This is a genomic window from Streptosporangium sp. OZ121, from assembly GCF_051918885.1.
Taxonomy (GTDB): Bacteria; Actinomycetota; Actinomycetes; order Streptosporangiales; family Streptosporangiaceae; genus Streptosporangium.
In genome coordinates, this window is record NZ_JBPXMC010000017.1 from 25060 (window position 1) to 49690 (window position 24631).

Sequence of the window (24631 nt, forward strand, 5' to 3'; positions counted from 1 at the left end):
TGGTGGCACTCCAAGGATCGCGCTCCCCGGAAAGACGTCGCAGTACGGGAGCGCGCCGCGCACGGTGACCGTGTCCGGTGCTGGAAGGGCGGCAGTTGTCATCGCATGCCCTTCTGGAGGTTGGATTCCATGAACGTAGGTCTTGGCCTGCCCATCAGCGATCCTTTGTCGCTGTTTTCCTGGGCCCGGCGTGCCGACGCCGGCCCCTTCACCACCCTCGGCCTGCTCGACCGTCTCGTCTACTCGAACCCCGAGCCCCTGATCACGCTGGCGGCCATCGCGGGGGCGACCTCGCGGATCCGCGTACAGACCGAGGTGCTGCTCGGTCCCCTTCGCGAGTCGGTGCTGCTCGCCAAGCAGGCCGTGACCCTGGACCGCATGTCCGGCGGCCGTTTCACCCTCGGCATCGGGATCGGGACGCGCCAGGACGACTACCACGCCGCGGGAGTCGACGTCCGGGGACGCGGGCACCGGCTCGACCGGCAGCTGGCGACGCTGCGGCGCGTCTGGTCCGGTGAGCCCTACAGCGAGGAGGTCGGCCCGATCGGCCCGGACCCCGTCCGCGAGGGCGGCCCGGAGATCCTGATCGGTGCCTTCGCCCCCGCCGCCGTGGAGCGCGTCGCCCAATGGGGGGACGGGTACCTGTGCGCCGCGCCCGCCGGCATGGCCGACGGGCTCATGCGCGACGTCGAGAGGTCCTGGACCCAGGCGGGACGGCACGGGCGGCCTCGCATGGTCGCGCAGGTCAACGTCGCCCTCGGCCCCGAGGACACCGTCAGGGACGCCACGGAGGCGATCACCTCCTACTACGGCTTCCTGGGCGACACCACCCGGGTCGTCGAGAACATGCTCACCACGCCGGAGCGGATCCGCGACGTGATCGGCGCGTTCACGGACCTCGGCGCCGACGAGGTGATGCTCTACTGCTGGGCCCGTGACGCCGACCAGGTCGACCGCCTCGCCGACCTGGTCGTCTGACGGCCACGGCGGACGGCCGGGGGAGGGGCTTTCCGTACCTTCCGCCGGCGCCGCCTCCGGCCGGGTGGATCACCGGGTTCCGGCCTCCGCCGTTCGGCACGGCGACCGAGCCGAGGACGGTCCCGGTGGCAGATCCCGAGCGGACCTGGACGGTGCCCCCGGACCGGCGGAGGAGACGCGGGCGCCGAGGGCGGTGGCGCCCGCCGTGCTGATCGACGAGTGGCCGAGGGCCGTCCGCGGTCCCCGCGTCGCCGGGGAGTCAGGTGACGGGGACGATCCTCGCCTCGACGAGATGGCCCTCCTCGACACGCAGGGTGCCCAGGGTGCCGTGGGGCTGGCGGCGGCGGTCGGTGGGCGATCCCGGGTTGAAGATGCGAAACCCGTCGTCGCCCTGGTCCAGCGGTATGTGGGAGTGCCCGAACACCACCAGGTCGGCCTCGGGAAACCGGCGCCGCATCCGGGCGAGCCGCCCCTGGGCCGCGCCGCTGTCGTGGATCATCGCCACGCGCAGCCCGCCGAGATCCAGTTCGAGCGTCTCGGGGGCCACCACGTCCGGCCCGTCGTTGTTGCCCTTGACCGCGCGCACCGGGGCGTAGGCGGCGAGCTCGTCCAGCACCCCTGCGACGCAGACGTCGCCCGCGTGCAGGATCAGGTCCGCGCCCCGCAGGTGCTCGGCCACGGCCGGCGGGCACGCCTTCCACCGCCGGGGCGCGTGGGTGTCGGACAGCACCACCACGTTCATGCCTCCATGCTCCCACCGCCGCCGCGGGAAGGCCCCTTTCCCGGGTCTCCCGGGTTTCCGGGGCTTTCCGGGTTTTCCGGGGACGTCAGGCGGCTCGCCCCTCGGGTCGCATGGCGCTCGGTGGGTTCCGGGCCGGGCCGTGCGAGCCCGGCCCGGACGGTCGCGCCGGGGCGAACCGTCCGGGGGCGCGCGTCCCTAGACGGCGCGGGCGACGGCGATCGTCGACCCGCTCCGCTGGCCCGCCTCGTAGAACATGTACTCCACGCCGCCGTCGGTGCCGAAGGAGGGCGCCGCGCTGCGTCCCCTGTCGGGGGCGCCGGCCAGGGGCCGGTGGAAGACGCCGAGGTGGACCTCCCGGTCGAAGGCGTTGCCCACCTCGGTGAGGAACATGTTCCCGCTGTTGCCGTGGTAGACGACGTACGCGGTGCCGTTGCGCTTGAGCAGGTGCGGCCCGGACAGGTCGCTCTGCCCGTCGGGGGCGGGCGACACCAGCGGGGCCGGGTCGAACCGCCAGTCCCCGCCGTCGGACGACCAGCCCCAGAAGATCTTGCGGGAGCCGCCGGTGACGCCCATGAAGAGCATGACGTACCTGTTGCCCAGCCCCGGGACCGCGTGCTCGAAGACCCGGGCGTAGGAGGTCTCCGTCGATCCGGGGATCATCGCGGTGGTCAGCACCGTGCCGTGGTAGGTGAAGCGCACGCCGTCGGTCGACCAGGCCATCCGGGTGGTGTTGTTCTCGCCGTGGAAGTACATGCGGAACCGCCGGTCGGCGGCGTTCCAGATGACGTGCGGCGACGAGACGTGACTCACCGAGTAGTGCGGTGACCAGGTGTTGGAGATGATCGGGTTGTTCGGATACTCGGTGAACGGGCCGCCGAGCGAGTCGCCGTAGGCCAGGCAGATGCCGCCGGGCGCGTCGTGCGGGGCGTAGTAGAGGTAGTAGCGCCCCAGCGGGCCGGAGATCTTGTCGTACATGCCCCGGATGCAGGGGAAGATCAGCTCGTTGGTCGGGTTGTAGCGCAGGCTCGCCTTGTCGAACGGCGTGCCGATGTACTGGTAGGTGGGGAATCCGGCGGGTCCCAGCGCGGCCGCCGTACCGGACGGCGCGGACGTCTCCGCGATCGCCGCCGTGGCCGCCCCGGGGAGGGCGAGCCCGAGACCGCCGGCCACACCGGCGCCGACCGCCGCGCGCAGGAGTCCGCGGCGGTCCAGGAGGGGTTCAGACATTGACCGTCCCTTCGCGACAACTCTCACCGTGAGTGATGGTGAGGACATCTCTCTGATCGCAAAGGTTCGGCCGGCCACGCTCGCCCGTCAAGATGCTAATACGAATTATCACCGGCCAAATTTCCATTTCATGATCCCGGCTCTCGGCTCTTGACAGGATCCGGTGGCGGATTGCAGGATGACGTCCCAACCTCGCTAATGCGCATTACCAGCAGATGGGACGCTACGGATCGTGACCTCCCCCGGCCGCCGGCTCACCCAGCAGGACATCGCCCGCATCGCGGGGGTGAGCCAGACGACGGTGTCGCTCGTCCTCAACAACCGGACCGACGCCGAGGTCCGCATCGCCCCGGAGACGCGCGAGCGGGTGCTGCGGGTGATCAGGGAGACCGGATACGTGGCCGACCCGATCGCCCGGCGGCTCGCCGAGCGGCGCAACCGCATCCTGGGCGTCTTCACCTACGAGGCGGTCTTCCCGACCGCGAGCGCCGACTTCTACCATCCCTTCCTGCTCGGCATCGAGGAGTGCGCCGAGGAGATGGGCTGCGACCTGCTGCTGTTCACCAGCGCCAGGGCCGCGGGGGAGCGGCGCCGGATCTTCAACGAGGACAGCCGGGTGCGGCTGGCCGACGGCTGCGTGCTCCTCGGGCGCGCCGTCGACCGCGACGACCTGGCCCGGCTGCTGGCGGAGGGCATCCCCTTCGTCTCCATCGGCCGCCGCGACGACGCGGGCGCGCCGGTGCCGTACGTGGGCGCCGACTACTCGCCCGCGGTGCGGGCCCTGGTCGACCGGGCGGCGGGGCTCGGCCACCGGAGGCTGGCCTACGTCGGCACCGGGGCGGGCGCCGAGTCGCCGGCCGACCGCATGCGCGGCTTCCGCGAGGCGGTGGCCGCCGTCGGGGCCGAGGGGTCGCACGTGCCGGTCATCGACAGGACCCCCGAGGAGATCCTGGGGGAGCTGTCGGCCACCGGGGTGACCGCGGCCTTCGTCGAGGAGCCCGCCGACGCCGTGGCGATCATGCACGCGGCGGGCGAGCGGGGCCTGTCGATCCCCGGCGACCTGTCGATCCTCGCGCTGGGCGCGCCGACCAGGCCCGTCCGCGTCGACGTCGACCTCACCGGGTTCCGCATCCCCCGGCAGGAGATGGGCCGCAGGGCCGTCGAGCTGCTGGCGGAGGTGCTGGAGAGCGGCGGGGGGACACCGCAGGAGCTACTGGCCTGCGAGCTGGTCGAGGGATCCACGCTCGCGCCGGTCCGGAGCTGACCGGACGGTGAGACCTCCGAGAACACCAAGGACGGCGAGAACGGTGAGAACGCAGAAAGCGCCGGGAACGGCGAGAAGGCAGTGAGAACGACGATGATGGGAGAGACCCCCGACGTGGTGGAGATATCGGCGGACGCGGTGGTCGTCGGCGGAGGGCTGGGCGGCGTCGCCGCCGCCCTGGCGCTGTTGCGGGCCGGGCGCACCGTGATCCTGACCGAGGAGTACGACTGGCTCGGAGGGCAGCTGACCAGCCAGGCCGTGCCGCCCGACGAGCACTCCTGGGTGGAGCGGTTCGGCGTCACGGCCTCCTACCGGGCGCTGCGCGAGGGCATCCGCGGCTACTACCGCGACCACTACCCGCTGACCGCGCGGTCGCGGGCCTGGCGGGAGCTGAACCCGGGCGCCGGGCACGTGAGCCGCCTGTGCCACGAGCCGCGCGTCGCGGTCGCGGTGATCGAGGCCATGCTCGCGCCGTACCGGGGTTCGGGGCGGCTGCGCGTGCTGCAGCCGTACCGGCCGGTCGGCGCGGAGGTCGACGGCGACCGGGTGCGGGCCGTGCGCCTGGAGCACCGGAGCGGGGGAGGGGAGGTCACGGCCGTCGCGCCGTACGTGCTGGACGCCACCGAGACGGGCGAGCTGCTGCCGCTGACCGGCACCGAGTACGTGACGGGGTTCGAGTCGCAGGGCGACACCGGGGAGCCGAGCGCGCCCGCCGAGGCCCAGCCGATGAACATGCAGGCCGTCTCGGTGTGCTTCGCGATCGACCACGTCGACGGCGACCACACCATCGACAAACCCGCCGCCTACGAGTTCTGGAAGAGCTACCAGCCCGACTTCTGGGGCGACCGGCTGCTGTCCTGGCGTTGCCCGCACCCCAGGACCCTGGAGATCGTGGAACGTTCCTTCACCCCCAACCCGGACGACGACCCGCTGCTGGTGGAGGCCGACCAGCGGCTCAACCCCGGCGACGCGAACCTGTGGACGTTCCGCAGGATCGCCGCGCGGCGTAACTTCGCCGACGGCGCCTACGCCAGCGACATCACCCTGGTCAACTGGCCGATGATCGACTACCTGGAGGGCCCGGTCATCGACGTGCCGGACGCCGCCGCGCACGTGGCCGCCGCCCGGGAGCTGTCCCGCTCGGTGCTGTACTGGATGCAGACCGAGGCGCCGCGCGCCGACGGCGGGACCGGTTTCCCCGGCCTGCGCCTGCGCGGCGACGTCACCGGCGGCGGCGAGGGCGGGCTGGCCCAGGCCCCCTACATCCGCGAGTCGCGCCGCGTGCGCGCCCTGTACACCGTGGCCGAGCAGGACCTGTCGCTCGCGGTGCGCGGCGACAAGGGCGCGGTGAGCTACGCCGACTCCGTCGGGGTGGGGATGTACCGCATCGACCTGCACCCCTCCACCGGGGGCGACAACTACATCGACGTGGCGAGCTCGCCGTTCGAGATCCCCCTCGGCGCGCTCGTCCCGCAGCGGATGACCAACCTGCTGCCCGCGTCCAAGAACATCGGCACCACCCACATCACCAACGGGGCCTACCGGCTGCACCCGGTGGAGTGGAACGTCGGCGAGGCCGCGGGCGCCCTCGCGGCCTTCTGCCTGGACAACGCCACCACCCCGCACGCCGTACGCGAGGACGAGGGCCTGCTCGCCGGCTTCCAGCGGCGGCTCACCCGCGACGGCGTCGAGCTGCGCTGGCCGCAGGTGGCCGGTTACTGATCGGCCACCGGCCGGCCGCCGACGGGCCGCCGACGGGCCACCGACCGGGCGAGCGGCACCGGCCGCCGGGGGACCGGTCACCCACCACGACCGCCGGGGGATTCCCAGCAAGGAGATCGGACCATGAAACCATTCGCAAGGCCCGCGGCCGTCGCGCTGGCGGCACTGCTCACCCTGACGGCGTGCGGAGGGGGAGGCGAGGCCACCCCCGCCGCGCAGGGCCCGCAGCCGCTGCGCATGACGATCTGGACCTCCAACGAGGCCCACCTGAAGCTGTTCGACGAGATCGCCGCCGAGTACAGGAAGACCCACCCCGACGTCGGCGAGATCACGTTCGACCCCATCCCCTTCGAGAGCTACACCACCACCCTGACCACCCAGATCGCCGGCGGCAACGCCCCCGACCTGGCCTGGATCCTGGAGAGCTCCGCGCCCGACTTCGTCTCCTCCGGCGCGCTGGCACCGCTCGACGACACGCTGGCCAAGGCCCAGGGGTACGAGTTCGGCGACCTCACCCCGTCGGCGGTCAAGCTCTGGCAGGCCGAGGGCAAGCTGTACGCCTACCCGTTCTCCACCTCGCCGTTCGGCGTGTTCGTCAACACCGACCTGCTCAAGAAGGCGGGCCAGAAGACCCCCGCCGAGATGATCGAGGACGGCACCTGGACCTGGGAGAAGGTCGCCGCCCAGAACGCCGCGGTCGCCTCGAAGACCGGCAAGGCGGGCATGGTCGTCCGCGACTTCGACTACAAGGGCTGGGACAACCTCGCCACGGTGTGGGGCGGCTGGGGCGCCCAGGCCTGGAGCGAGGACGGGAAGACCTGCGGGTTCGACAGCCCCGAGATGGTCGAGGCCATGACGTTCCTGCACAAGTCGATCTTCACCGACAAGGCGTTCCCCGGACCCGGCACCACGGCCGACTTCTTCGCGGGCGACTCGGCGATGACCATCACCCAGATCTCCCGCGCCTCGCTCCTGCAGGACGCGAAGTTCGGCTGGGACCTCGTCCCGCTGCCCGCCGGGCCCAGGGGCGAGTACTCGGTGATCGGCCAGGCGGGCCTGGGCGTCTTCAAGAAGTCCGCCAACGCGGCGGCGGCCACCGACTTCCTCGCCTTCTTCACCAACCCCGCCAACTCGGCCAAGCTCGCCGCCTACTTCCCCCCGCCCCGGGCCTCCCAGCTCACCGCGGACACCATGGCCAGGAGCAACCCGCTGCTCAAGCCCGGCCAGCTGCAGAAGGTCGTGATCAGCGGCATCGAGAAGGGCGTCGTCAAGCCCAACCACACCGGCCAGGCGGAGCTGTCGCAGACCGTGCGGGCCGCGCTCGACCCGCTCTGGCAGCCCGGCGCCGACGTCAGGGCCGTGCTGGGCGGCGTGTGCGCCAAGATCCAGCCGATGCTGGGCGCGTGACGTGGCCGCGTCACATCCCGGATCCGCGGTGACCGGCCGGGCCGACGCCCGGCCGGCCCCCGGCGGGCGGACCGCTGAGAGCACGGAGAGCGCGGAGGGCGGCGGCCCGGTTCGCCGGGCTCCCGGGAGCGGCGGGGGCCGCGCGTTCTGGACCGTGCGCCGCCGCGACAACCTGGTCGGGTACCTGCTCGTCGCCCCGCAACTCCTCGGCAGCCTGCTGTTCGTGCTCCTGCCGCTCGGGCTCGTCCTGTGGTACAGCCTCCACGAGTGGAACGTGCTGGCCGGGACCTTCGAGTTCGTCGGCGGGGAGAACTACGACAGGCTGCTCGCCGACCCCAACCTGCGCGAGGTGCTGGGGGGAACCGCCCTGTTCTCCGTCGGCCTGGTCGTGCTCAACCTCGGCCTCGCCCTCGTCCTGGCGATCCTGCTCAACCAGCGGCTGCGCGGGACCACCTTCTTCCGCACGGTGTTCTTCTCGCCCGTGGTGGTCTCCCTGGTCGCCTGGACGATCGTGTGGCAGTTCCTGCTGCAGGACGACGGCGGCCTCAACGGCCTGCTCGCCACCGCCGGGGTCGACGGCCCCAACTGGCTGCGCGGCGAGGGCACGGCGATGCTCTCGGTGGTCGTCGTCCAGGTCCTCAAGAACGTCGGACTCAACATGGTGCTGTTCCTGGCCGCCCTCCAGGGGGTGCCGGCCCAGCTCTACGAGGCCGCCGAGCTGGACGGCGCCGGGGCCCGGACCCGCTTCCTGCGGATCACCGTCCCCCTGATCAGCCCGACCATCCTGCTCACCTCGATCATCACCGTGGTGGGGTCGCTGCAGGTGTTCGCGCAGATCGCGGTGCTCACCCAGGGCGGCCCCGGCATGTCGACGACCGTCCTCGTCTACTACCTGTACCAGCAGGCTTTCCAGTTCCATCACTTCGGGTACGGCGCGACGCTGTCGGTCCTGCTGTTCGCGATCGTCGCGCTGCTCACCGTCGTGCAGTGGCGGATGCGCAGGAGGTGGGTCTTCAATGAAACGTGAGATACCGGTACGGCTGAAGACGCTCCTGTACGGCCTGCTGTGCGTGTTGTGCGTGCCGTTCGTCTTCCCGACCTGGTGGATGGTGACCTCGTCCCTCAAGCCGGTCAGCGAGATCTTCGCCTTCCCGCCGCGGCCGCTGCCCGTCGACTGGGACTTCTCGGCCTACGGGCAGGTCTTCGAGCTGCAGCCCTTCGCGGGCCAGTACTTCAACAGCCTCTACATCGCCCTGGTCGTCACGGCCGGCACGATGGCGGTGGCCGCCATGGCCGGGTACGCCTTCGCGCGCATCCGCTTCCCCGGCCAGAACGTCCTGTTCGTCGTCGTGCTGCTCGGGCTGCTCATCCCGAGCGAGGTCACGATCGTCCCGCTGTTCCAGATGTTCCACGGGCTCGGGCTGACCGACACCCACTGGCCGCTGATCCTGGTGCCGATCCTCGGCGCGCCCGGGGTGCTCGCCACCTTCATCATGAGGCAGTTCTTCATCAGCCTGCCGGGGGAGCTGGAGGAGGCCGCCCGGGTGGACGGGCTCGGGCGGTTCGGCACCTTCTACAGGGTCGCGCTGCCGCTGGCCCGGCCCGCGCTCGGCGCCGTCGCGATCTTCACGTTCCTGCACAGCTGGAACCTCTACCTGGAACCCATCGTGTACCTCTCCTCGCCGGAGAGGTTCACCCTCCCGCAGGCGCTGACCCAGTTCGTCGACGCCTACGGCGGGCCGATGTGGAACGTCCAGCTCGCCGCCGCCTCGATGACCGCCCTGCCGGTGCTGGTGGTGTTCGTGCTCGCGCAACGGCAGTTCATCGAGGGCCTGGCCCACACCGGCCTGAAGGGCTGAGAACCTCCTCCGGCGGCGCGGCGGCGCGGCGGCGGTCACCCGCCGATCGCGTCGAGCTCCTTGAGGGCGTCGGCGGGCAGCTCGATACCGGCTGCCGCGACGTTCTCCCGGAGATGGGCCACCGACGACGTCCCGGGGATGAGAAGGACGGTGGGCGAGCGGTGCAACAGCCAGGCGAGGGCGACCTGGAGGGGAGTCGCGCCGAGCCGGGTGGCGACGCCGTCCAGGACGCCGGACTGCAGGGGGCTGAACCCGCCGAGGGGGAAGAAGGGCGTGTAGGCGATGCCCTCGCGGGCACAGCGGTCGACGAGCTCGTCGTCGGCGCGGTGGGCCAGGTTGTAGAAGTTCTGCACCGACACGACCGGGGCGATCGACCGCGCCTCGGTGAGCTGCTCCGGTGACACGGCGCTGACGCCGAGATGCCGGATGAGGCCCTGCTCCCGCAGCTCCGCGAGCACGGTGAACGGTTCGGCGATCGAACCGGGGACGGGGTCCGTCATCCCGCCGACCCGGAGGTTGACGACGTCGAGCGCGTCGAGCCCGAGACGCTCGAGGTTCTCGTGGACGGCGGTGACCAGCTCCTCGCGGGACAGGGCCGGCGGCCAGGACTTGTCGGGGGCGCGCCGGGCCCCGACCTTGGTGACGATGCGCAGGTCCTCCGGGTAGGGGTGCAGGGCCTCACGGATGATCTCGTTGACGACGTACGGGCCGTAGTAGTCGCTGGTGTCGATGTGGGTGATCCCCAGCTCGACCGCCTCCCTCAGCACCGCGATCGCCTCCTCGCGGTCCCGCGGGGGTCCCCACACGCCGGGGCCCGCGAGCTGCATGGCCCCGTAGCCCATCCGGCTGAGGGTGAGGTCTTCGGCGAGCTTCAGGTCTCCACCGGGTGGTGACGTCGGCATTGTCGGTCCTCTCAACGGTTTTTCATGATCTTCACGGTCTTCGCGCGCGGGATCGGCCGCGTGCGGAGCCCCGCGGCCGGTCGTCACCCGCCCGCCACGGCCGTTCCTCGCCGCGGGTCCTCCCGCGGAACGGTCGTGGAGGCCGCCGTCGGATCGGCGGGCGGGGGCGTCCTGCCACCTCGAAGTGTCCGCCGGCCGTGCGCGGCCGGGAAGTGTCCTGGTCGTCCTGGGACCGGCAGGGCCAGGCTGGCTGGACAGCCGCCTCACCGCCGTCGAAACCTGGCAGGGAGGGGAAACCCCGGCGGGACCGGATCAGACCCGGGGGTCGACGTGGATCTTGGGGCCGGGGCCGGCTCCCGCGGGGCGGGAGCCGGAGAGGATCTCGCCCACCTCCTCGAGCCCGACGACGGCCGCCACCAGCGGCCGGGGGTCCACCGAGCCCGAGGCGTAGTGCTCGATCGCCCCCGCCAGGCCGGGCGAGGCGCTCAGGACGCCGACGGCCGTGACGTCCTTGAGCACCAGCACGCGGGTGTCGACGGCGCTGGGGGTCGGCGCCAGGCCGATGTAGACCACCCGCTTGCCCGGCTCCACCAGGTCGACCGCGAGGGCGGGCAGGCCGGGGGCGTTGGAGGCGTCGATGACGGCGTCGAACGGGAGATCGGGAAGCCGGTCCGAGGTCCACGCCCCGTGCACCCCGAGGGTGCGGGCGAACTCCAGCGACGGCTCCGACAGGCCCATGATGTGGACCTCGGCCCCGTGCGCCAGGGCGAACCGGGCGGCGAGCAGGCCGATCGTCCCCGGCCCCAGCACCAGCAGCCGGTCGCCGGGGGCGAGGGCGGAGGCCTCGACGGCCCGCAGCGCGTTGCCGCCCGGCTCGACCATGGCCCCGGCCACCGCGTCGACCGTGTCCGGCAGGACGTGCAGCGCCGTGACCGGCACGGGAAGCCGCTCGGCGAGGGCGCCCGGCCACCCGCCCCGGATGCCGATCTCGAAGCGGTCCTCGCACACGTGCTGCAGCCCGCCCAGGCAGCGGCGGCACCTGCCGCAGCCGAGCATGGTGTCGCCGGTGACGCGGGTGCCGATCCAGCCGTCGTCGACGCCCTCGCCGACGGCGGAGACCGTCCCGCACCACTCGTGGCCGAGCCGCATGGGATAGCGGGCGTTGTCCTCCTCGATGTAGGCCATCTCGCCGCTGAAGAACTCCATGTCGGTGCCGCACACCCCGGCCCGCTCCACGTCGACCACGACCTGCCCGGGACCGGGAACCGGCGGCTCGACGTCCAGCACGGCGAATCGGCGAGGCCCGGTCACGACGAACGCTCTCACGGGTGGAACCTTCCAAGGGCCGCCGGGCGAGGCGGGAGGTACAAGAATCGGGTTCCGTAGACTACCGTTCGGCAAATGGGGCTGAGAACGTGACGGCGGACCGGCGTAGTTCGCAGTGGTACGCGGGAACCGACCGCAACGCATACATCCATCGGGCCTGGATGCGGCGAGGGCTGCCCTCGCACGCCTTCGACGGCCGGCCGCACATCGCGATCGCCAACACGGCCTCCGACCTCACCCCGTGCAACTCCCATCTCGACGAGGTGGCCGAGAGCGTCAAGCGGGGCGTCTGGGAGGCCGGTGGCGTCCCGATGAACCTGCCGGTCGTCTCGCTGGGGGAGACGCTGGTCAGGCCCACCGCGATGCTGTGGCGCAACATGGCCGCGATGGCGACCGAGGAGATGCTGCGGGCCAACCCGATCGACGGCGTGGTGCTGCTGGGCGGCTGCGACAAGACCATCCCGTCCCTGCTGATGGCCGCGGCCTCGGTCGACCTGCCCGCCGTGGTGCTCCCCGGCGGGCCCATGCTCACCGGCACCTTCCGCGGCGTGCAGCTGGGCTGCGGCACGGACGTGTGGAGGCTCAGCGAGGAGGTCCGCGCGGGCACCCTGACCGAGCAGGCGTTCCTGCGCTCGGAGTCGTCGATGATCCGCAGCAGGGGCCACTGCAACACCATGGGCACCGCCTCCACCATGGCCTGCGTCGCCGAGGCGCTCGGCACCACCGTCCCCGGCCTGGCGGGCACGCCCGCCCCCGACAGCCGCCTGCTGGAGGGCGCCCACGAGACCGGGCGGCTCGCCGTCGAGCTCGTCGAGCGGGATCTGCGCCCCAGCGCCCTGCTGACCAGGGGATCCTTCCTCAACGCCATCGTGGCGCTGGCCGCCGTCGGCGGATCCACCAACGCGGTGGTGCACCTGCTGGCCATCGCGGGCCGGCTCGGCGTCGAGCTCTCCCTCGACGACTTCGACCGCACCGGCGCGGGGGTGCCGCTCCTGGTCGACCTGCAACCGGCGGGCCGCCACCTGATGGAGGACCTCCACCGCGCGGGCGGGCTGCTGGCCGTGCTGCGCGAGGTGCGCGACCTGCTGGACCCGGACGCGCTGACGGTGACCGGCAGGCCGCTGGCCGATCATCTGGACGACGCGCGGATCTGGGACGAGAGCGTCATCCGCCCGCGCGGCCAGCCGCTGCAGGAGGCCGCGGGCATCGCCGTCCTGTACGGCGACCTGGCGCCGTCCGGGGCCGTCATCAAGCCCGCCGCCGCCTCGCCCGAGCTGATGCGCCACCGGGGCCGGGCCCTGGTCTTCGACAGCATCGAGGACATGCACGCGCGGATCGACGACCCCGACCTCGACGTGGACGCCTCCTCGGTGCTCGTGCTGCGCGGGTGCGGCCCCAAGGGCTACCCGGGGATGCCGGAGGTGGCCAACATGCCCATGCCGGCCAAGCTCCTGGAACGCGGGGTACGCGACATGGTGCGGATCTGCGACGGCCGGATGAGCGGTACGGCGTACGGCACGGTGGTCCTGCACGTGGCGCCCGAGGCCGCGGCGGGCGGCCCGCTCGGCCTGGTGCGGACCGGCGACCCGATCATCCTGGACGTCGAGGCCAGGCGCCTGGACCTCGACATCCCGCCGGAGGACCTGGCCAGGCGTCACCCCTCGGAGGCCATGCGGGCGGCCTTCGCCGCGCCGTCACGGGGCTGGGAACGCCTCTACGTCGACCACGTGATGCAGGCCCACCGGGGTGCCGACCTCGACTTCCTCGTCGGCTCCAGCGGTGACGCGGTCGCCCGCGAGTCCCACTGAGGCCGCCGGCCCCGCCAGCCCCGTCGGCTCCGCCGACTCCGCCGGCGGAGCCGACGCCGCGTGACGGGCCGGGCGCGCCCGGTGGACGGTGTCCGGCCCGGCCTCCGCGCCGTTCCAGAACCCGTCGATGCCGGCCAGCCGCCGGTAGCGGGAGTAGGCGATCTCGTACGGCTCCCGCCGCGCGCAGGGCGTGAACGGCCGGGGCCTGAACGAGCGGCGGACCACCTCGCGCAGCTCGGTGAGGGAGCCGAGGCGGCCGTCGGCCATCGCCTGGACCAGCAGGTTTCCCACGGCGGTCGCCTCCACCGGACCGGCGAGCACCGGCCGCCCGGCGAAGTCGGCGACGAGCTCGCAGAGCGTGGCGCTGGCGGCCCCGCCCCCCACGAGGTGCACGGCCTCCACCCGCCGGTCGCTGAGGAACTCGGCCTGCTCCAGGGCCCACCGGTAGGAGCACGCGAGGCTCTCCAGGACGCAGCGCACCGTCTGCGCGCGGCCGTCGGGCGGCGCCTGGCCGGTCGACCGGCAGTAGGCCGCGATCCTGGCCGGCACGTCACCCGGTTCGAGGAACCACGGGTGGCCGGGGTCGATCAGGGGGCCGAACGCGGGCGCCGCGGCGGCCTCGGCGACCAGATCCGCGTACGAGACGCGCACCCCCCAGGCCCTGCGGCACTCCTGGAGCAGCATCAGGCCGTTGAGGGCGCGGGTGAAGCGCACGGTCCCCATGACACCGCCCTCGTTGGTGAAGCCCGCCAGTCTGGCCGCCCGGCCGGTGACCGGCGCGTCGAGCTCCAGCCCCGCCAGCGAGCGGGGGCCGCAGGAGATGTGGCCGACCGAGCCGGAGGAGACGGGAAGCGCCGCGGCCGCGGAGGCGGCGTCGTGGCCGGCCACCGCGACGACCACGGTCGCGCCGGGACCTCTCCCGTTCCGGCTGATCCGGCCGCCCCCGCCGCTCCCGCTCTCGCCGCGCAGCGGCCCGGCGACCGTGCCGGGCTCGGCGAGCCGGGGGGCGAACAGGTGGCCGGGCAGGCCCAGGCGGGTGATGAGGCTGTCCGCCCACCGGCCGGTCCTGGCGTCCAGCAGCTGGCTGGTGCTCGCGACCGTCCGCTCGGCGAGCATCTCGCCGCTCAGCCAGAGCGTGAACAGGTCCGGCATCATCGCCAGGTGGTCGGCGGCCTCCAGGAGCGGGGATCCGGCGTGCGCCAGCAGCTGGCAGGCCGTGGTGCCGGGTCCGGGGCGCACACCGGTCAGCTCGTAGTGGTCCTGCCAGGAGACGAGACCCGCCAGGCCGGAGGTGTAGGGGTCGAGGTGGTGGCGGGGGTTGGCCAGCAGCCGCCCGGTGCGGTCGAGGAGCGCGAAGTCACCGCCCCAGGCGGTCACGCCCACGCTGGTGAGGCGGCCGCGGGAGGCGGCCAGCGCGATGCCCCCGCGGGCCTGGGTGAGAAGTCCGAGCACGTCCCAGTACAGGCCGTCGAGAACGCGGACGGGACGGTTGGCGAAGCGGTGCACTTCCCGCACCGCGAGCCGTTCACCATCGAATTCGCCGGTCAATACCCGGCCGCTCTCAGGTCCGAGATCCACGGCCACGTAGACGGGCACGGTTCAAGGGTAACCGGAAAGACTTTCCTGATACGGGGGATATATCAGAAATGGTGGGTGAAACTGCCGGTGGATTCGCCTTTCTCCCCGGGATCGGCCACGCGGGCCTTTCCCACGGCCCTTTCACGATGGCCTCTCCCGCCTCACCCGCGCGGGACGTACATGATCAGAGCGACCCCCGCCAGGCACACGCCCGCGCCGATCAGGTCCCACCGGTCGGGACGGAAGCCGTCGGCCAGCATCCCCCACAGCAGGGATCCGGCGATGAACACCCCGCCGTAGGCGGCCAGGACCCGGCCGAAGTTCGCGTCGGGCTGGAACGCGGCGACGAACCCGTACGCCCCCAGTGCGACGACCCCCGCGGCGATCCACAGCGGCCCCCGCTGCTCGCGGACCCCCTGCCAGACCAGCCAGGCGCCGCCGATCTCGGCGACGGCCGCCAGCGCGAACAACAGCAGTGAACGGGCGATCGTCATGTTCGGAAAATAGCGTCCCCCCGCGACCCGGGCGCGCCCGGGTCGCGGGGGACGTGCCGGGCCGCGTGACGGCACCGGTCCCGCGTGTCACGGTCGGGGGCGAGTGGCGGCACCGCCCCCGCGGTGCCGTCACCCGCCCCCGGCCTGGCCTGCTCCCGTGCGGCCAGGTGACCTCCGCTACAGCTCGCAGTTCTCCTCGGTCTCTCCGTTGCAGGTGTCGACGTCGGGCCCGCCGTCGGTGGTGTCGTTGCCACCGTTGCCGGTCAGGACGTCGTTGCCGGTGCCGCCGACGAGGATGTCGCGGCCGGACCCGCCGGAGAGGCGGTCGGCGCCGGCCGAGCCGAAGATCTCGGTGAACAGGGAGGTGTGGTTGCGCACGGTGTCGTCGCCGGGCCTGACGTTGACCGTGATGGTCGAGACCCCGGAGCAGGAGACCGTGCTGGGCCCCTGCTGGGTGCATCCGGCGCCCGCGGTCACCGAGTGCAGGCTGGAGGTCACGTTGATCTTGCCGTTGAACAGGTTGATGTCGATGCTGTCGTTCCCGGTCGTGCCCACGACGGACATGTTCCCGAACGACCCCACCGTGACGGTGGCCCCGGCCGCGTGGGCGGGGGACGCGAGGACGGCGGTGGTCGCCAGCCCGGCCAGCGTCAGTGCCAGGGCGGTGATGTTGCGACGCTTACGCGACATGACGGTGATGCCTCTCTGATCGGTGAACTGCTGACGCCCTTTATGTAAACGGCCATTCGGGCGGCCGTCTGCGTCATAGTGCTCACACGCGTTTCCCGTACGGGGTCGCGGTGCCCCGATGCACTTCCAAGACAGCTACAAAGGCTGGCAATTCACGCAATTTCCCAGCTTGATTGGCAAAAGGCTCGCCGGATTGCGGGCCGAGGTGGCCGGGAGCCCGGGGGAGTGGCATCCGGTGGAACGACCGCCCGGATTCCGCGCGGCGTGCCGCGAACGGGGAGTTCCCGGCCGTGTCACCGCCCCGCCGGGTGCCGGAAGGTTAAAACGTGGCAACGGATCGAGGCTCGGCTGCCGGACCGCGGACCCGGCGGGCCCGCCCGGGGGAGCCGGGCCGCCGGAGGCGGAGGTCGTGTAACGCTAAGGAAACGGCACGTTCATGTGCCATTGACACCCGGCGAAGCTTGGTTCTACTGTCCAGCTCAACCGGTTAAATCGTTTTTTCGTAGGAGTCCGACCACCCCCCACTTCCTGAGGAAGCGCTCATGTTCACTGTTTCGCGAAGGTCCGTTCCCGCCGCGATGGTGGCCGGTCTGCTGTCGATCGCGCTCGCGGCCTGCGGCGGCGGCACCACCAAGGACTCGGCGAGTTCCGCCGCCCCGGCGGCCCCCGCGTCCTCCGCCCCGGCGAAGGCCGACCCGAACGCGCCGATCAAGGAAGGGCTGAAGCTCGCCTTCCTGCCGAAGCAGATCAACAACCCGTACGAGACGATCGTGGACAAGGCGGGGATCGAGGCGGCCGCGGAGTTCAAGGCGGAGGCCAAGGAGGTCGGCCCCTCCGACGCGTCGGCGTCCTCACAGGTGTCGTACATCAACACGCTGACCCAGCAGGGACACGACGCGATCCTGATCGCGGCCAACGACGCCAACGCGGTGTGCGGGCCGCTGCAGCAGGCGCGGGCCAGGGGGACGAAGATCGTCTCCTACGACTCCGACGCCTCCAAGGAGTGCCGCGACCTGTTCATCAACCAGGCCAACTCCGAGGAGATCGGCCGCAGCCAGGTGAAGCTCCTGTCGGAGCTGATCGGTGGCAAGGGTGAGGTGGCGATCCTGTCGGCGACGGCGAACGCGACCAACCAGAACACCTGGATCGAGTTCATGAAGGACGAGCTCGGCAGGCCCGAGTACAAGGACATGAAGCTGGTCAAGGTCGCCTACGGCGACGACGACGACCAGAAGTCCTTCCAGGAGACCCAGGGCCTGCTGCAGGCGTACCCGGACCTGAAGGGGATCATCTCGCCGACCACGGTGGGCATCTCGGCGGCGGCGCGCTACATCTCCGGGTCCAAGTACAAGGGCGAGGTCGTGCTGACCGGGCTGGGCACCCCCAACCAGATGCGCCAGTTCGTCAGGGACAAGACGGTCGAGAAGTTCGCGCTGTGGAACCCCAAGGACCTGGGCTACCTGGCCTCGTACGCGGCGGCGGCGCTGGCCTCCGGGCAGATCACCGGAGCCGAGGGCGAGGTCCTGAAGGCCGGCAGGCTCGGCGAGCGGACGATCGGCAGGGACGGGGAGATCATCCTCGGCCCGCCGTTCACCTTCGACGCCTCCAACATCGACCAGTTCGACTTCTGACGTCCCGGCGCGGCCCGTGCCCCGAGGGGCCGCGGGCCGCACCCGAGAAAGGACGGCCCATGCAGCGTGTCTGCTTCCTGCTGAAGGTACGGCCGGAGCGCCTGGCGGAGTACCGCGAGCGCCACCGCGCCGTGTGGCCGGAGATGCTCGACGCCCTGAGCGCGACCGGCTGGCACAACTACTCGCTCTTCCTGCGCCAGGACGGGCTGCTGGTCGGCTACCTGGAGACCGAGGACTTCGAGGCCGCCCGCGAGGCCATGGCCGCGACCGAGGTCAACGCCCGGTGGCAGGCCGAGATGGCGCCGTTCTTCGAGAGCCTCGACGGCCGCCCCGACGAGGGCATGGTCGCGCTCGAGGAAGTCTTCCACCTCAACTGATCGGGGACCGATTCATGATCAAGGATTCGCTGCGGGCGCAGGTCATCGAGACCCCGTCGTGGGCGTACGGCAACTCGGGCACGCGGTTCAAGGTGTTCGCGCAGCGGGGGGTGCCGAGGGACCCGTTCGAGAAGCTCGCGGACGCCGCGCAGGTGCACGCGTTCACCGGGGTGGCGCCGCGGGTGGCGCTGCACATCCCGTGGGACCGGGTCGACGACTACGCCGCGCTGGCCGCGCACGCGTCGCGACTGGGGGTGCGGATCGGGGCGATCAACTCCAACGTGTTCCAGGACGACGACTACATGCTGGGCAGCGTGACCCACCCGGACGCGCGGGTGCGGGCCAAGGCCCTCGCGCACCTGCTGGACTGCGTGGACATCATGGACGCCACCGGTTCCGACACGCTGAAGCTGTGGTTCTCCGACGGGATCAACTACCCCGGCCAGGACGACATCCGCGCCCGCCAGGACCGGCTGGCCGAGGCGCTGGGCCGGGTGTACGAGCGGCTGGGCGACAACCAGCGCTTCCTGCTGGAGTACAAGCTGTTCGAGCCCGCGTTCTACGCCACCGACGTGCCCGACTGGGGGACGGCGTACGCGCACTGCCTGAAGCTGGGCCCCAAGGCGCAGGTGGTGGTCGACACCGGCCACCACGCGCCGGGCACCAACATCGAGTTCATCGTGGCGTTCCTGCTGCGCGAGGGCAAGCTGGGCGGCTTCGACTTCAACTCCCGCTTCTACGCCGACGACGACCTGATGGCGGGGGCGGCCGACCCGTTCCAGCTGTTCCGCATCATGGTCGAGGTGATCGGCGGGGGCGGGTTCACCGAGGACGTCGCGTTCATGCTGGACCAGTGCCACAACATCGAGCCGAAGATCGCCGGGCAGATCCGGTCGGTGATGAACGTGCAGGAGGCCACGGCCAAGGCGCTGCTGGTGGACCGGGAGGCGCTGGCGAAGGCGCAGTCGGCCGGGGACGTGCTCGGGGCCAACGCGGTCGTCATGGACGCCTACAACACCGACGTGCGGCCCCTGCTGGCCGAGGTGCGCGCCGAGCTGGGCCTGGACCCCGACCCGATGGCGGCGTACGCCAGGTCGGGCTACTTCGAGAAGATCGCCGCCGACCGGGTCGGCGGCGCCCAGGCGGGCTGGGGCGCCTGATGCCCCCGCGCCTGACGGTCGCCGACCCGGTCGGCGCCGACGTCATCGAGGTGGGGCCGTAGAGGGGGCGCGCAGCGGGTCGAGGCGGCGGATCAGCTCGATCGCCGCCTCGATGATCCGCTCCGCCTCCGCCTCGCCGTCGCAGGTCGCCACCTCGCGGCCCGCCTCGCCGATGACCGACGTCAGGACGGCGACCGTCAGGCGGTCGAGGGAGGTGCCGCCCGCGCCGAGCAGGACGCCGTTCTGCCGTACCCACTCGCGACCGCGCGTGCGGCGCATCAGCTCGAACCCCGGGGGCCCGCCCCCGTCCATGAACAGCCGGGCCAGATCCCGCCGTTCCCACGACCCCTCGAGAAAGGCGCGGGCGCCGGCGACGAACAGTTCCAGGGGATCGTGGGTGCCCGACCGGCGGGCCTTCGACACCGCGGAGGCCGCGTTCTTCTCGTGCTCGGCCTGGTGGTTCTCCCACAGCGCGAGGAACAGCTCGGTCTTGCCGCCGAAGTGGTGGTAGAGGCTGCCGATGCTCAGGCCGGCGCGCTCGACGACGTCGGCCACCCCGGCGTCGGCGAAACCGTGCTCGGTGAAGACCTCCCTGGCGGCCCTGAGCATGCTCGTACGAGTCTGCGCCGTGCGGCTCCACTCCCAGGCGCCTGGCTTGCGTGTCATGTGCCTCTCCGCTGTCCGCCGGACGGAAAGGCTCCGGAACCCGTCCTGTCCGATGATGGTTCCGTGTTCAGGCGGGGCTGGGAATCCCGTTGCCGCGGAATCCGCGTCCGGCCAGCACGTCGTCGAGGGAGGGGACGGGTACGGAGTCGCGCGGACCCGGCTGCGCGAGCTGGATCAGCACGCCGTGGGCCTCCTTGGGGTGCAGGAACACCTCACGCCACCTCGGGTCGCCCAGGTTGAGGCCGTGCAGGCGGTAGCCGCGCTCGGTGAGCAGGGAGACCGCCAGGTCGATGTCGGCCACGTGGAAGTTGAGGTGGTGCACGCCGCCCCGGCCGCGCGTCAGCTCGAAGAAGCTGTCGAAGAAGGTGGAGCCCTCGAGCGGCTCCATCAGCTCGATCTTGCCGCCACCCGGGTAGGTGAGCTGCATGGCCCGGTAGCCGCCGAGCCGGTTGTCGCCGCCACGGTGGAAGGTCCCGCCCAGCAGGTCACGATAGACCGGCAGGAGATCCCTGATGCGCGGTGCCGCGACGGCGGTGTGGTCGAAGACGGCGCCGAGTTCCCGAAGTGCCCCGAGCTCCGGTGAGACGTCGTGCACGTGGGCTCCTCGCGGTCGGGGCCGGGAGACCGGCCAATCCTAGAATTGCATTCTAGTGGTCTCGTCCGCGCCGCGCGTCTCGCGGGCGGGGCGTCCGGCCCGCCACCCGGATCGATCCGTTCTCAGCCGGCGGCGCGCACGTAGTCGCCGGGTGCGACCACGCCGTGGCGTCCTTCGCGCAGGACCGCGTCGAGCACCGCCCTGGCGGCCGCGGAGACGTCGGTGTCGCGCCCGACGTGGGCGATGAGCTCGTCGCCGGCGGCCTCGATCCGCGCGACGCCGAGGCCGAGGGCGAGGTCCGCCGCGGCCTGGACGCCGGCGAGGTCGACCCAGCACGAGCGGGCACGCACCCAGCCCGGCCCCCGTTCCACCGGGGGGACGCCGAAGCCGGCCGGATCGACGTCGCCGTCGGCGGCGGCGACGATGAGCCGCTCGACCCCGCCGAGGATGGCGGCGGTCTCGTCGGCGGTGGCCAGGCGGGCATCGAGGGCGAGTCCGCAGCCGAGCGTGCCTTCCAGCCGGTAGACGTCGAACTCCGCGGGGGCGTCGAACACGCGGTCGCCCGTGCCGGGTTCCACGCCGGCACTCGGCAGGATCACATGCGAGTGGCCGGTCGTGTTGTTGACGACCACGTCCCGGTGGCATCGCATGCCGCGGGCCCGTTCCGCCTCGCCCTGCGCCTCGGAGAGCCGAACCGGGTCGTACCGGCCGTACTTGTAGGCGGCCAGGGCCGCGGCGTTCGTCTGGGAGACCGACCGCAGGAACGAGGTTGACGCGGTGAAGGGAATGATCGTCTCCTGGGCCACCGTGCCGACGTAGTGGCGCAGCTCCGGGGAGAAGCGGTTGTTGCACAGGCAGTTCAGCTGGCATCCCGGGACTCCGGTCCAGCTCGTCAGGAGCGACGCGAACGCGGCCATCACGACCGCCGGCGGCCGCGCACCCGTCTTCGCCGCGACGTGGCCCAGCGCCTCGGCGGCGGGCCGGGAGCCCAGCAGGACGTGATGATGGCCGCGGGCACCGGGAAAACGGAAGGGCATGCCGAGCGCGCACAACGGCTTCTCGGCCATCTGGCGGGCCCAGTATCTGACCGAACCCTCCAGCCGGCGCTGCCCGGCCGGGGTGAGTTCGTAGGCGGCCTGGTCGGCGGGGTGGTACGCGGCGACGGGAAGCGGCCGGCCCGCCAGCAGGGCGGCGAGTTCGGCGCGCAGGATCGTCATCGCCGACAGGTCCGCCGCCACGTGCGACACGTGCAGGACGACCAGGAACGGGGATCCCGACCGGGTCACCACGCTCGCCCTCACCGGAAAGTCGGCGGCGGGATCGAAGGCCCGGCCAGGCGGGAACCACTCCTGGCCGGTGCCCGTGGCCTCGACCACGTCGGCGACGAGCGTTCCCGACGCGTGCACGAACTGCTCGCCGTCCCGCAACAGGGTCCGCAGCGCCTCCTGGCGACCGATGAGCGCGCCCAGAGCCGCACCGACCGCGTCCATGGTGCTTCCCCGGGGCACGCGCACCATCGTCGACAGGATGTCGGCCGGCCCCGGCAGGTCCGGACTGATCCACTCCAGCACGTTCTTCTGGCCGACCGTGATGGGCCAGCGCCCCGATCGGGAGCCCGAGAAGCAGACCCTCAGGTCATTCACCTCCGACCACTGCCGGTCATCGCGGTCCGCCTCGCACGGGGGCCGCACCGAACCCGGCGCGTGTTCCCCGGCGGTCACCGGCGTGCGGTCCGGCCGGGAGCGATGGTCCTGGCGAGTCGCCTCTCCGCGCCGGCGATGCCCGCGGCGGCCGAACGGCTCGTTCAAGCCCACTCCCTCGCGCTCATCACGTCGCCGTCGAGACACATGCCAATATGGCACTCGACTGAATTGTTGGATCGAGTGCCACATTGGTATTCGTCATCGATCGGCCCGCTCCCGATATCGGTGGGAGAATGGTAAGGAGCGCCATTGGGGGCGTCAAGACGCTAAGTGATATCCGGCTCCTTCTCTTTTCGGCCTCGGGCCGGCACTTCCCCGGTTCTTCCCCATGGGGCGAGGCCACCGGCCGGGGCGGGCCGAACGACTTCGGAAATCGGTTTCACGGCCGTTCAGAGATTGATTTTTCCTGCTCCCGCACCGGAGGTGACGATGGACTTGACGCTGGATGCCCCGTCAAGGCTGTAGGAATACGGGATGGAGGCCACCGAACCGCCTTGCTGCCCGCTGCCGGAACCGGTCAGGTGGTTGTTGCGGGCCACCAGGGTGCCGGGGCCGGACGCGGCCTCGCCCAGGTGGTACGGGTCGGGGACGTTCTCGAAGTAGTTGCCCTCGACCAGCACGCCGGCGCCTTCGGTGGAGGCGACCCCGTATCCCCTGACGTTGGAGTAGTAGTTGTTGTAGACGTGCACCGGGTTGCCGAAGCGCACCCGGGGGTTGCGCTGGTTGGTGCCGTCGAGCCAGTTGTGGTGGTAGGTCACGCGCAGGTGACCCCTGTCCTCGGCGCCGTTGTCGTCGCTGTGACCGAGCAGCATGGCCTTGTCGTGGCTGTACAGGCGGTTCCACGACACGGTGACGTAGTCGCTGGCGCGCTTGATGTCGATGGCGCCGTCGTAGCCGTTGGACAGCGTGTTGTGGTCGATCCAGACCCGGGTCGAGTACTGGACGTTGATCGCGTCGTCGTCCCAGTTCCTGAAGGTCAGGTTCCGGATGATCACGTTGGAGGCGTTGGAGACGTTCAGGCCACAGCCGACGATCGCCGCGCCGGGGTTACCGATGATCGTCTTGTTGGACCCGATCCTCAGCATGCCCGAGCAGGAGATCGTGCCCGACACCCGGATCACCGCCGCGCCCGTCCCCGAGGCCGCGCCGGTCAGGGCCGACGCGCTCGTCACCGTGGTGGCGGACGCACTGCCACCGCCCGTCGTGCCGCCACCCTGGGTCGCCCAGCCGGCCAGGCCGGTGGGGTTGGGCGGCAGCGGTGAGGGGGTCGGAGCGGGCGTCGGGGTAGGCGTCGGGCTGGGGGACGGGCTCGGCGACGGCGAGCCGGTGACCGAACCCGTGCACGCGATCCCGTTGAGGGTGAAGGAGGTGGGTATCGGGTTGGAACCGCTCCAGCTTCCGTTGAAGCCGATCGTGGTGACGGCACCGGTCGCCAGGTCGCCGTTGTAGGGGGCGTTCGCGGCGGTCACCGCGCTGCCGCTCTGGGAGAAGGTCGCGTTCCAGCCCTGCGTCACGGCCTGTCCGGCCGAAAACGGCCATTTCAGCTGCCAGCCGGTGAGCGGGTCGCCCAGATTGGTGATCGCGATGTTCGCGCCGAACCCGTTGTCCCACTGGGAGCTCACCGAGTAGGTGACCTGGCAGCCCGGCGCCGCTGAGGCCGGCGCCGCCGAGGCCGGTGCCGTGACGAGGCCCGCCGCCAGGCAGAGGGCTCCTGCCGCACCCCCGAGGATCGTCAGGTGTCGTTTTCCCGAGCTCATGCTCTCGCCTCCCTCTTGGGCGCCGGACCGGAACCGAGCCCCCTGAAACCGCAGGTCATTCCCGTGGTTTCGGTGAGCCAAGTTCACTTGAACCCTCACGTCAAGGCGCCGGTCCAGGGCCGGATCCGATCGACCGTCCCGGCGCGGGGAGGCACCGCATCCGGCCGAAGGTCCACGACACCTGTCGCCGGCGTCTTCTGGCTGGTGAGAGGAATGAGCCGTCCCTTGGCCGGGCCCTCGACGCGGCGGTCGAGGCCCCTTGCGGTTCGCCCTCGGGCCCCGCCGGCACACGCGAGATCGAAGAAACTTTCATCGCCGGTCCGCGGGAGACGCGAATCAGCGCGGAACATGGACAGATCTCCTGCCACGGGCCGGTGACGACACGTGCGAAATGCATAAGAAGTGTCGTTGAAGCCCAGCCGTTCAAGTTTTTTCGTAAGAGTTCCTGACCCGAAGACATCATTCGAATGAGAGGAGGCGCCCGACCCGCCGGCGGTCGAAGGGCAGGCGAAAAGATTCAGGCATCGCAGATATGCCGCGCCGGTGTCGTTTTCTCCGATCCTGGCGGTCCGCTTATCACGATCGGCAGCCGGAAACCCGTGGGCGCCGTGTCCTTTCGGCGTCGACGTCGAGGAGCGGAGGGCGGCCGAGCGGCCGGGACGCGGCGGGTGGTGCGGCCGGCTCCGGCCGGACGCGCCGGCCGGGTGGCCCGGGGGATCGCCCCCCGGGCCACCCGGCCGGCGGC

21 protein-coding genes are annotated in these 24631 nt (G+C 71.6%); 10 read left to right on the forward strand and 11 right to left on the reverse strand.

The features are described from left to right. The first annotated feature begins 129 nt into the window (after positions 1-129). Complete coding sequence (locus ACTOQ1_RS26675; protein WP_440070740.1) at positions 130-978, forward strand: LLM class flavin-dependent oxidoreductase; 849 nt, start codon at positions 130-132, stop codon at positions 976-978. Positions 979-1237: 259 nt separating this feature from the next. Here the strand turns inward: ACTOQ1_RS26675 and ACTOQ1_RS26680 are convergent, their stop codons facing one another. Next, positions 1238-1720 carry a metallophosphoesterase family protein gene (locus tag ACTOQ1_RS26680; protein WP_440070741.1) on the reverse strand — a complete coding sequence of 161 codons (483 nt, stop codon included), beginning with the start codon at positions 1718-1720 and terminating at the stop codon, positions 1238-1240. A gap of 195 nt (positions 1721-1915) precedes the next feature. Continuing rightward, positions 1916-2947 (reverse strand): hypothetical protein, encoded by a 1032-nt coding sequence (locus ACTOQ1_RS26685; protein ID WP_440070742.1) that lies wholly within the window; start codon positions 2945-2947, stop codon positions 1916-1918. Positions 2948-3179: 232 nt separating this feature from the next. Here ACTOQ1_RS26685 and ACTOQ1_RS26690 point away from each other — a divergent pair, with 232 nt between their 5' ends. The 5 genes from ACTOQ1_RS26690 to ACTOQ1_RS26710 all read left to right on the forward strand — a co-directional run bounded on the left by ACTOQ1_RS26690 (position 3180) and on the right by ACTOQ1_RS26710 (position 9199). Further along, on the forward strand, positions 3180-4211 hold the full coding sequence (locus ACTOQ1_RS26690) for a LacI family DNA-binding transcriptional regulator (RefSeq protein ID WP_440070743.1): 1032 nt from the start codon (positions 3180-3182) through the stop codon (positions 4209-4211). 81 nt (positions 4212-4292) lie between these two features. Further along, positions 4293-5933, forward strand: a complete 1641-nt coding sequence (locus tag ACTOQ1_RS26695; protein ID WP_440070744.1) for an FAD-dependent oxidoreductase — start codon at positions 4293-4295, stop codon at positions 5931-5933. A gap of 123 nt (positions 5934-6056) precedes the next feature. Next, complete coding sequence (locus tag ACTOQ1_RS26700) at positions 6057-7340, forward strand: ABC transporter substrate-binding protein (protein ID WP_440070745.1); 1284 nt, start codon at positions 6057-6059, stop codon at positions 7338-7340. 28 nt (positions 7341-7368) lie between these two features. Beyond that, positions 7369-8367: a carbohydrate ABC transporter permease gene (locus ACTOQ1_RS26705; protein WP_440070746.1), complete on the forward strand. Its 999-nt coding sequence runs from the start codon at positions 7369-7371 to the stop codon at positions 8365-8367. Then, on the forward strand, positions 8357-9199 hold the full coding sequence (locus tag ACTOQ1_RS26710) for a carbohydrate ABC transporter permease (protein WP_440070747.1): 843 nt from the start codon (positions 8357-8359) through the stop codon (positions 9197-9199). Before ACTOQ1_RS26705 ends, ACTOQ1_RS26710 begins: the two co-directional genes overlap by 11 nt. Positions 9200-9234: 35 nt before the next feature. Here the strand turns inward: ACTOQ1_RS26710 and ACTOQ1_RS26715 are convergent, their stop codons facing one another. Both ACTOQ1_RS26715 and ACTOQ1_RS26720 read right to left on the reverse strand, forming a co-directional pair. Beyond that, a complete protein-coding gene (locus ACTOQ1_RS26715) occupies positions 9235-10101 on the reverse strand; it encodes an oxidoreductase (protein ID WP_440070748.1) in 867 nt (288 codons plus the stop codon). Between the two features lie 312 nt (positions 10102-10413). Continuing rightward, positions 10414-11427, reverse strand: a complete 1014-nt coding sequence (locus ACTOQ1_RS26720; protein ID WP_440070749.1) for a zinc-dependent alcohol dehydrogenase — start codon at positions 11425-11427, stop codon at positions 10414-10416. A gap of 89 nt (positions 11428-11516) precedes the next feature. On the opposite strand from ACTOQ1_RS26720, the gene ACTOQ1_RS26725 reads away from it, so the two are divergent. Then, complete coding sequence (locus tag ACTOQ1_RS26725; RefSeq protein WP_440070750.1) at positions 11517-13235, forward strand: IlvD/Edd family dehydratase; 1719 nt, start codon at positions 11517-11519, stop codon at positions 13233-13235. Here the strand turns inward: ACTOQ1_RS26725 and ACTOQ1_RS26730 are convergent. From ACTOQ1_RS26730 to ACTOQ1_RS26740, 3 genes are all read right to left on the reverse strand, one after another. After that, the gene (locus ACTOQ1_RS26730; RefSeq protein WP_440070751.1) at positions 13122-14831 is read right to left on the reverse strand and encodes a rhamnulokinase; all 1710 of its coding nucleotides are present in this window, start codon (positions 14829-14831) and stop codon (positions 13122-13124) included. The two genes, ACTOQ1_RS26725 and ACTOQ1_RS26730, sit on opposite strands and share 114 nt — an antisense overlap. A 143-nt stretch (positions 14832-14974) precedes the next feature. Next, positions 14975-15307, reverse strand: coding sequence for a YnfA family protein (locus ACTOQ1_RS26735; RefSeq protein ID WP_440070752.1), 333 nt, complete (start codon positions 15305-15307; stop codon positions 14975-14977). A 177-nt stretch (positions 15308-15484) separates the two neighbouring features. Then, positions 15485-15997 (reverse strand): hypothetical protein, encoded by a 513-nt coding sequence (locus ACTOQ1_RS26740; RefSeq protein WP_440070753.1) that lies wholly within the window; start codon positions 15995-15997, stop codon positions 15485-15487. Positions 15998-16539: 542 nt separating this feature from the next. Here ACTOQ1_RS26740 and rhaS point away from each other — a divergent pair. The 3 genes from rhaS to rhaI are packed head-to-tail and all read left to right on the forward strand — an operon-like array spanning position 16540 to position 19165. Next, entirely contained in the window at positions 16540-17628 is a 1089-nt protein-coding gene (gene rhaS, locus ACTOQ1_RS26745) for a rhamnose ABC transporter substrate-binding protein (RefSeq protein ID WP_440070754.1), read from the forward strand. A 59-nt stretch (positions 17629-17687) separates the two neighbouring features. Beyond that, positions 17688-18005, forward strand: a complete 318-nt coding sequence (locus ACTOQ1_RS26750; RefSeq protein WP_440070755.1) for an L-rhamnose mutarotase — start codon at positions 17688-17690, stop codon at positions 18003-18005. A 14-nt stretch (positions 18006-18019) separates the two neighbouring features. Continuing rightward, positions 18020-19165: an L-rhamnose isomerase gene (gene rhaI, locus ACTOQ1_RS26755; RefSeq protein WP_440070756.1), complete on the forward strand. Its 1146-nt coding sequence runs from the start codon at positions 18020-18022 to the stop codon at positions 19163-19165. Between the two features lie 42 nt (positions 19166-19207). On the opposite strand, the gene ACTOQ1_RS26760 is transcribed toward rhaI, so the two are convergent. From ACTOQ1_RS26760 to ACTOQ1_RS26775, 4 genes are all read right to left on the reverse strand, one after another. Further along, positions 19208-19831 carry a TetR/AcrR family transcriptional regulator gene (locus tag ACTOQ1_RS26760; protein WP_440070757.1) on the reverse strand — a complete coding sequence of 208 codons (624 nt, stop codon included), beginning with the start codon at positions 19829-19831 and terminating at the stop codon, positions 19208-19210. A gap of 67 nt (positions 19832-19898) precedes the next feature. Continuing rightward, entirely contained in the window at positions 19899-20426 is a 528-nt protein-coding gene (locus ACTOQ1_RS26765; RefSeq protein ID WP_440070758.1) for a VOC family protein, read from the reverse strand. Positions 20427-20548: 122 nt separating this feature from the next. Continuing rightward, positions 20549-22069 carry a condensation domain-containing protein gene (locus ACTOQ1_RS26770; protein ID WP_440070759.1) on the reverse strand — a complete coding sequence of 507 codons (1521 nt, stop codon included), beginning with the start codon at positions 22067-22069 and terminating at the stop codon, positions 20549-20551. Between the two features lie 449 nt (positions 22070-22518). After that, positions 22519-23886 (reverse strand): pectate lyase family protein, encoded by a 1368-nt coding sequence (locus tag ACTOQ1_RS26775; RefSeq protein ID WP_440070760.1) that lies wholly within the window; start codon positions 23884-23886, stop codon positions 22519-22521. Between the last annotated feature and the right edge of the window lie 745 nt (positions 23887-24631).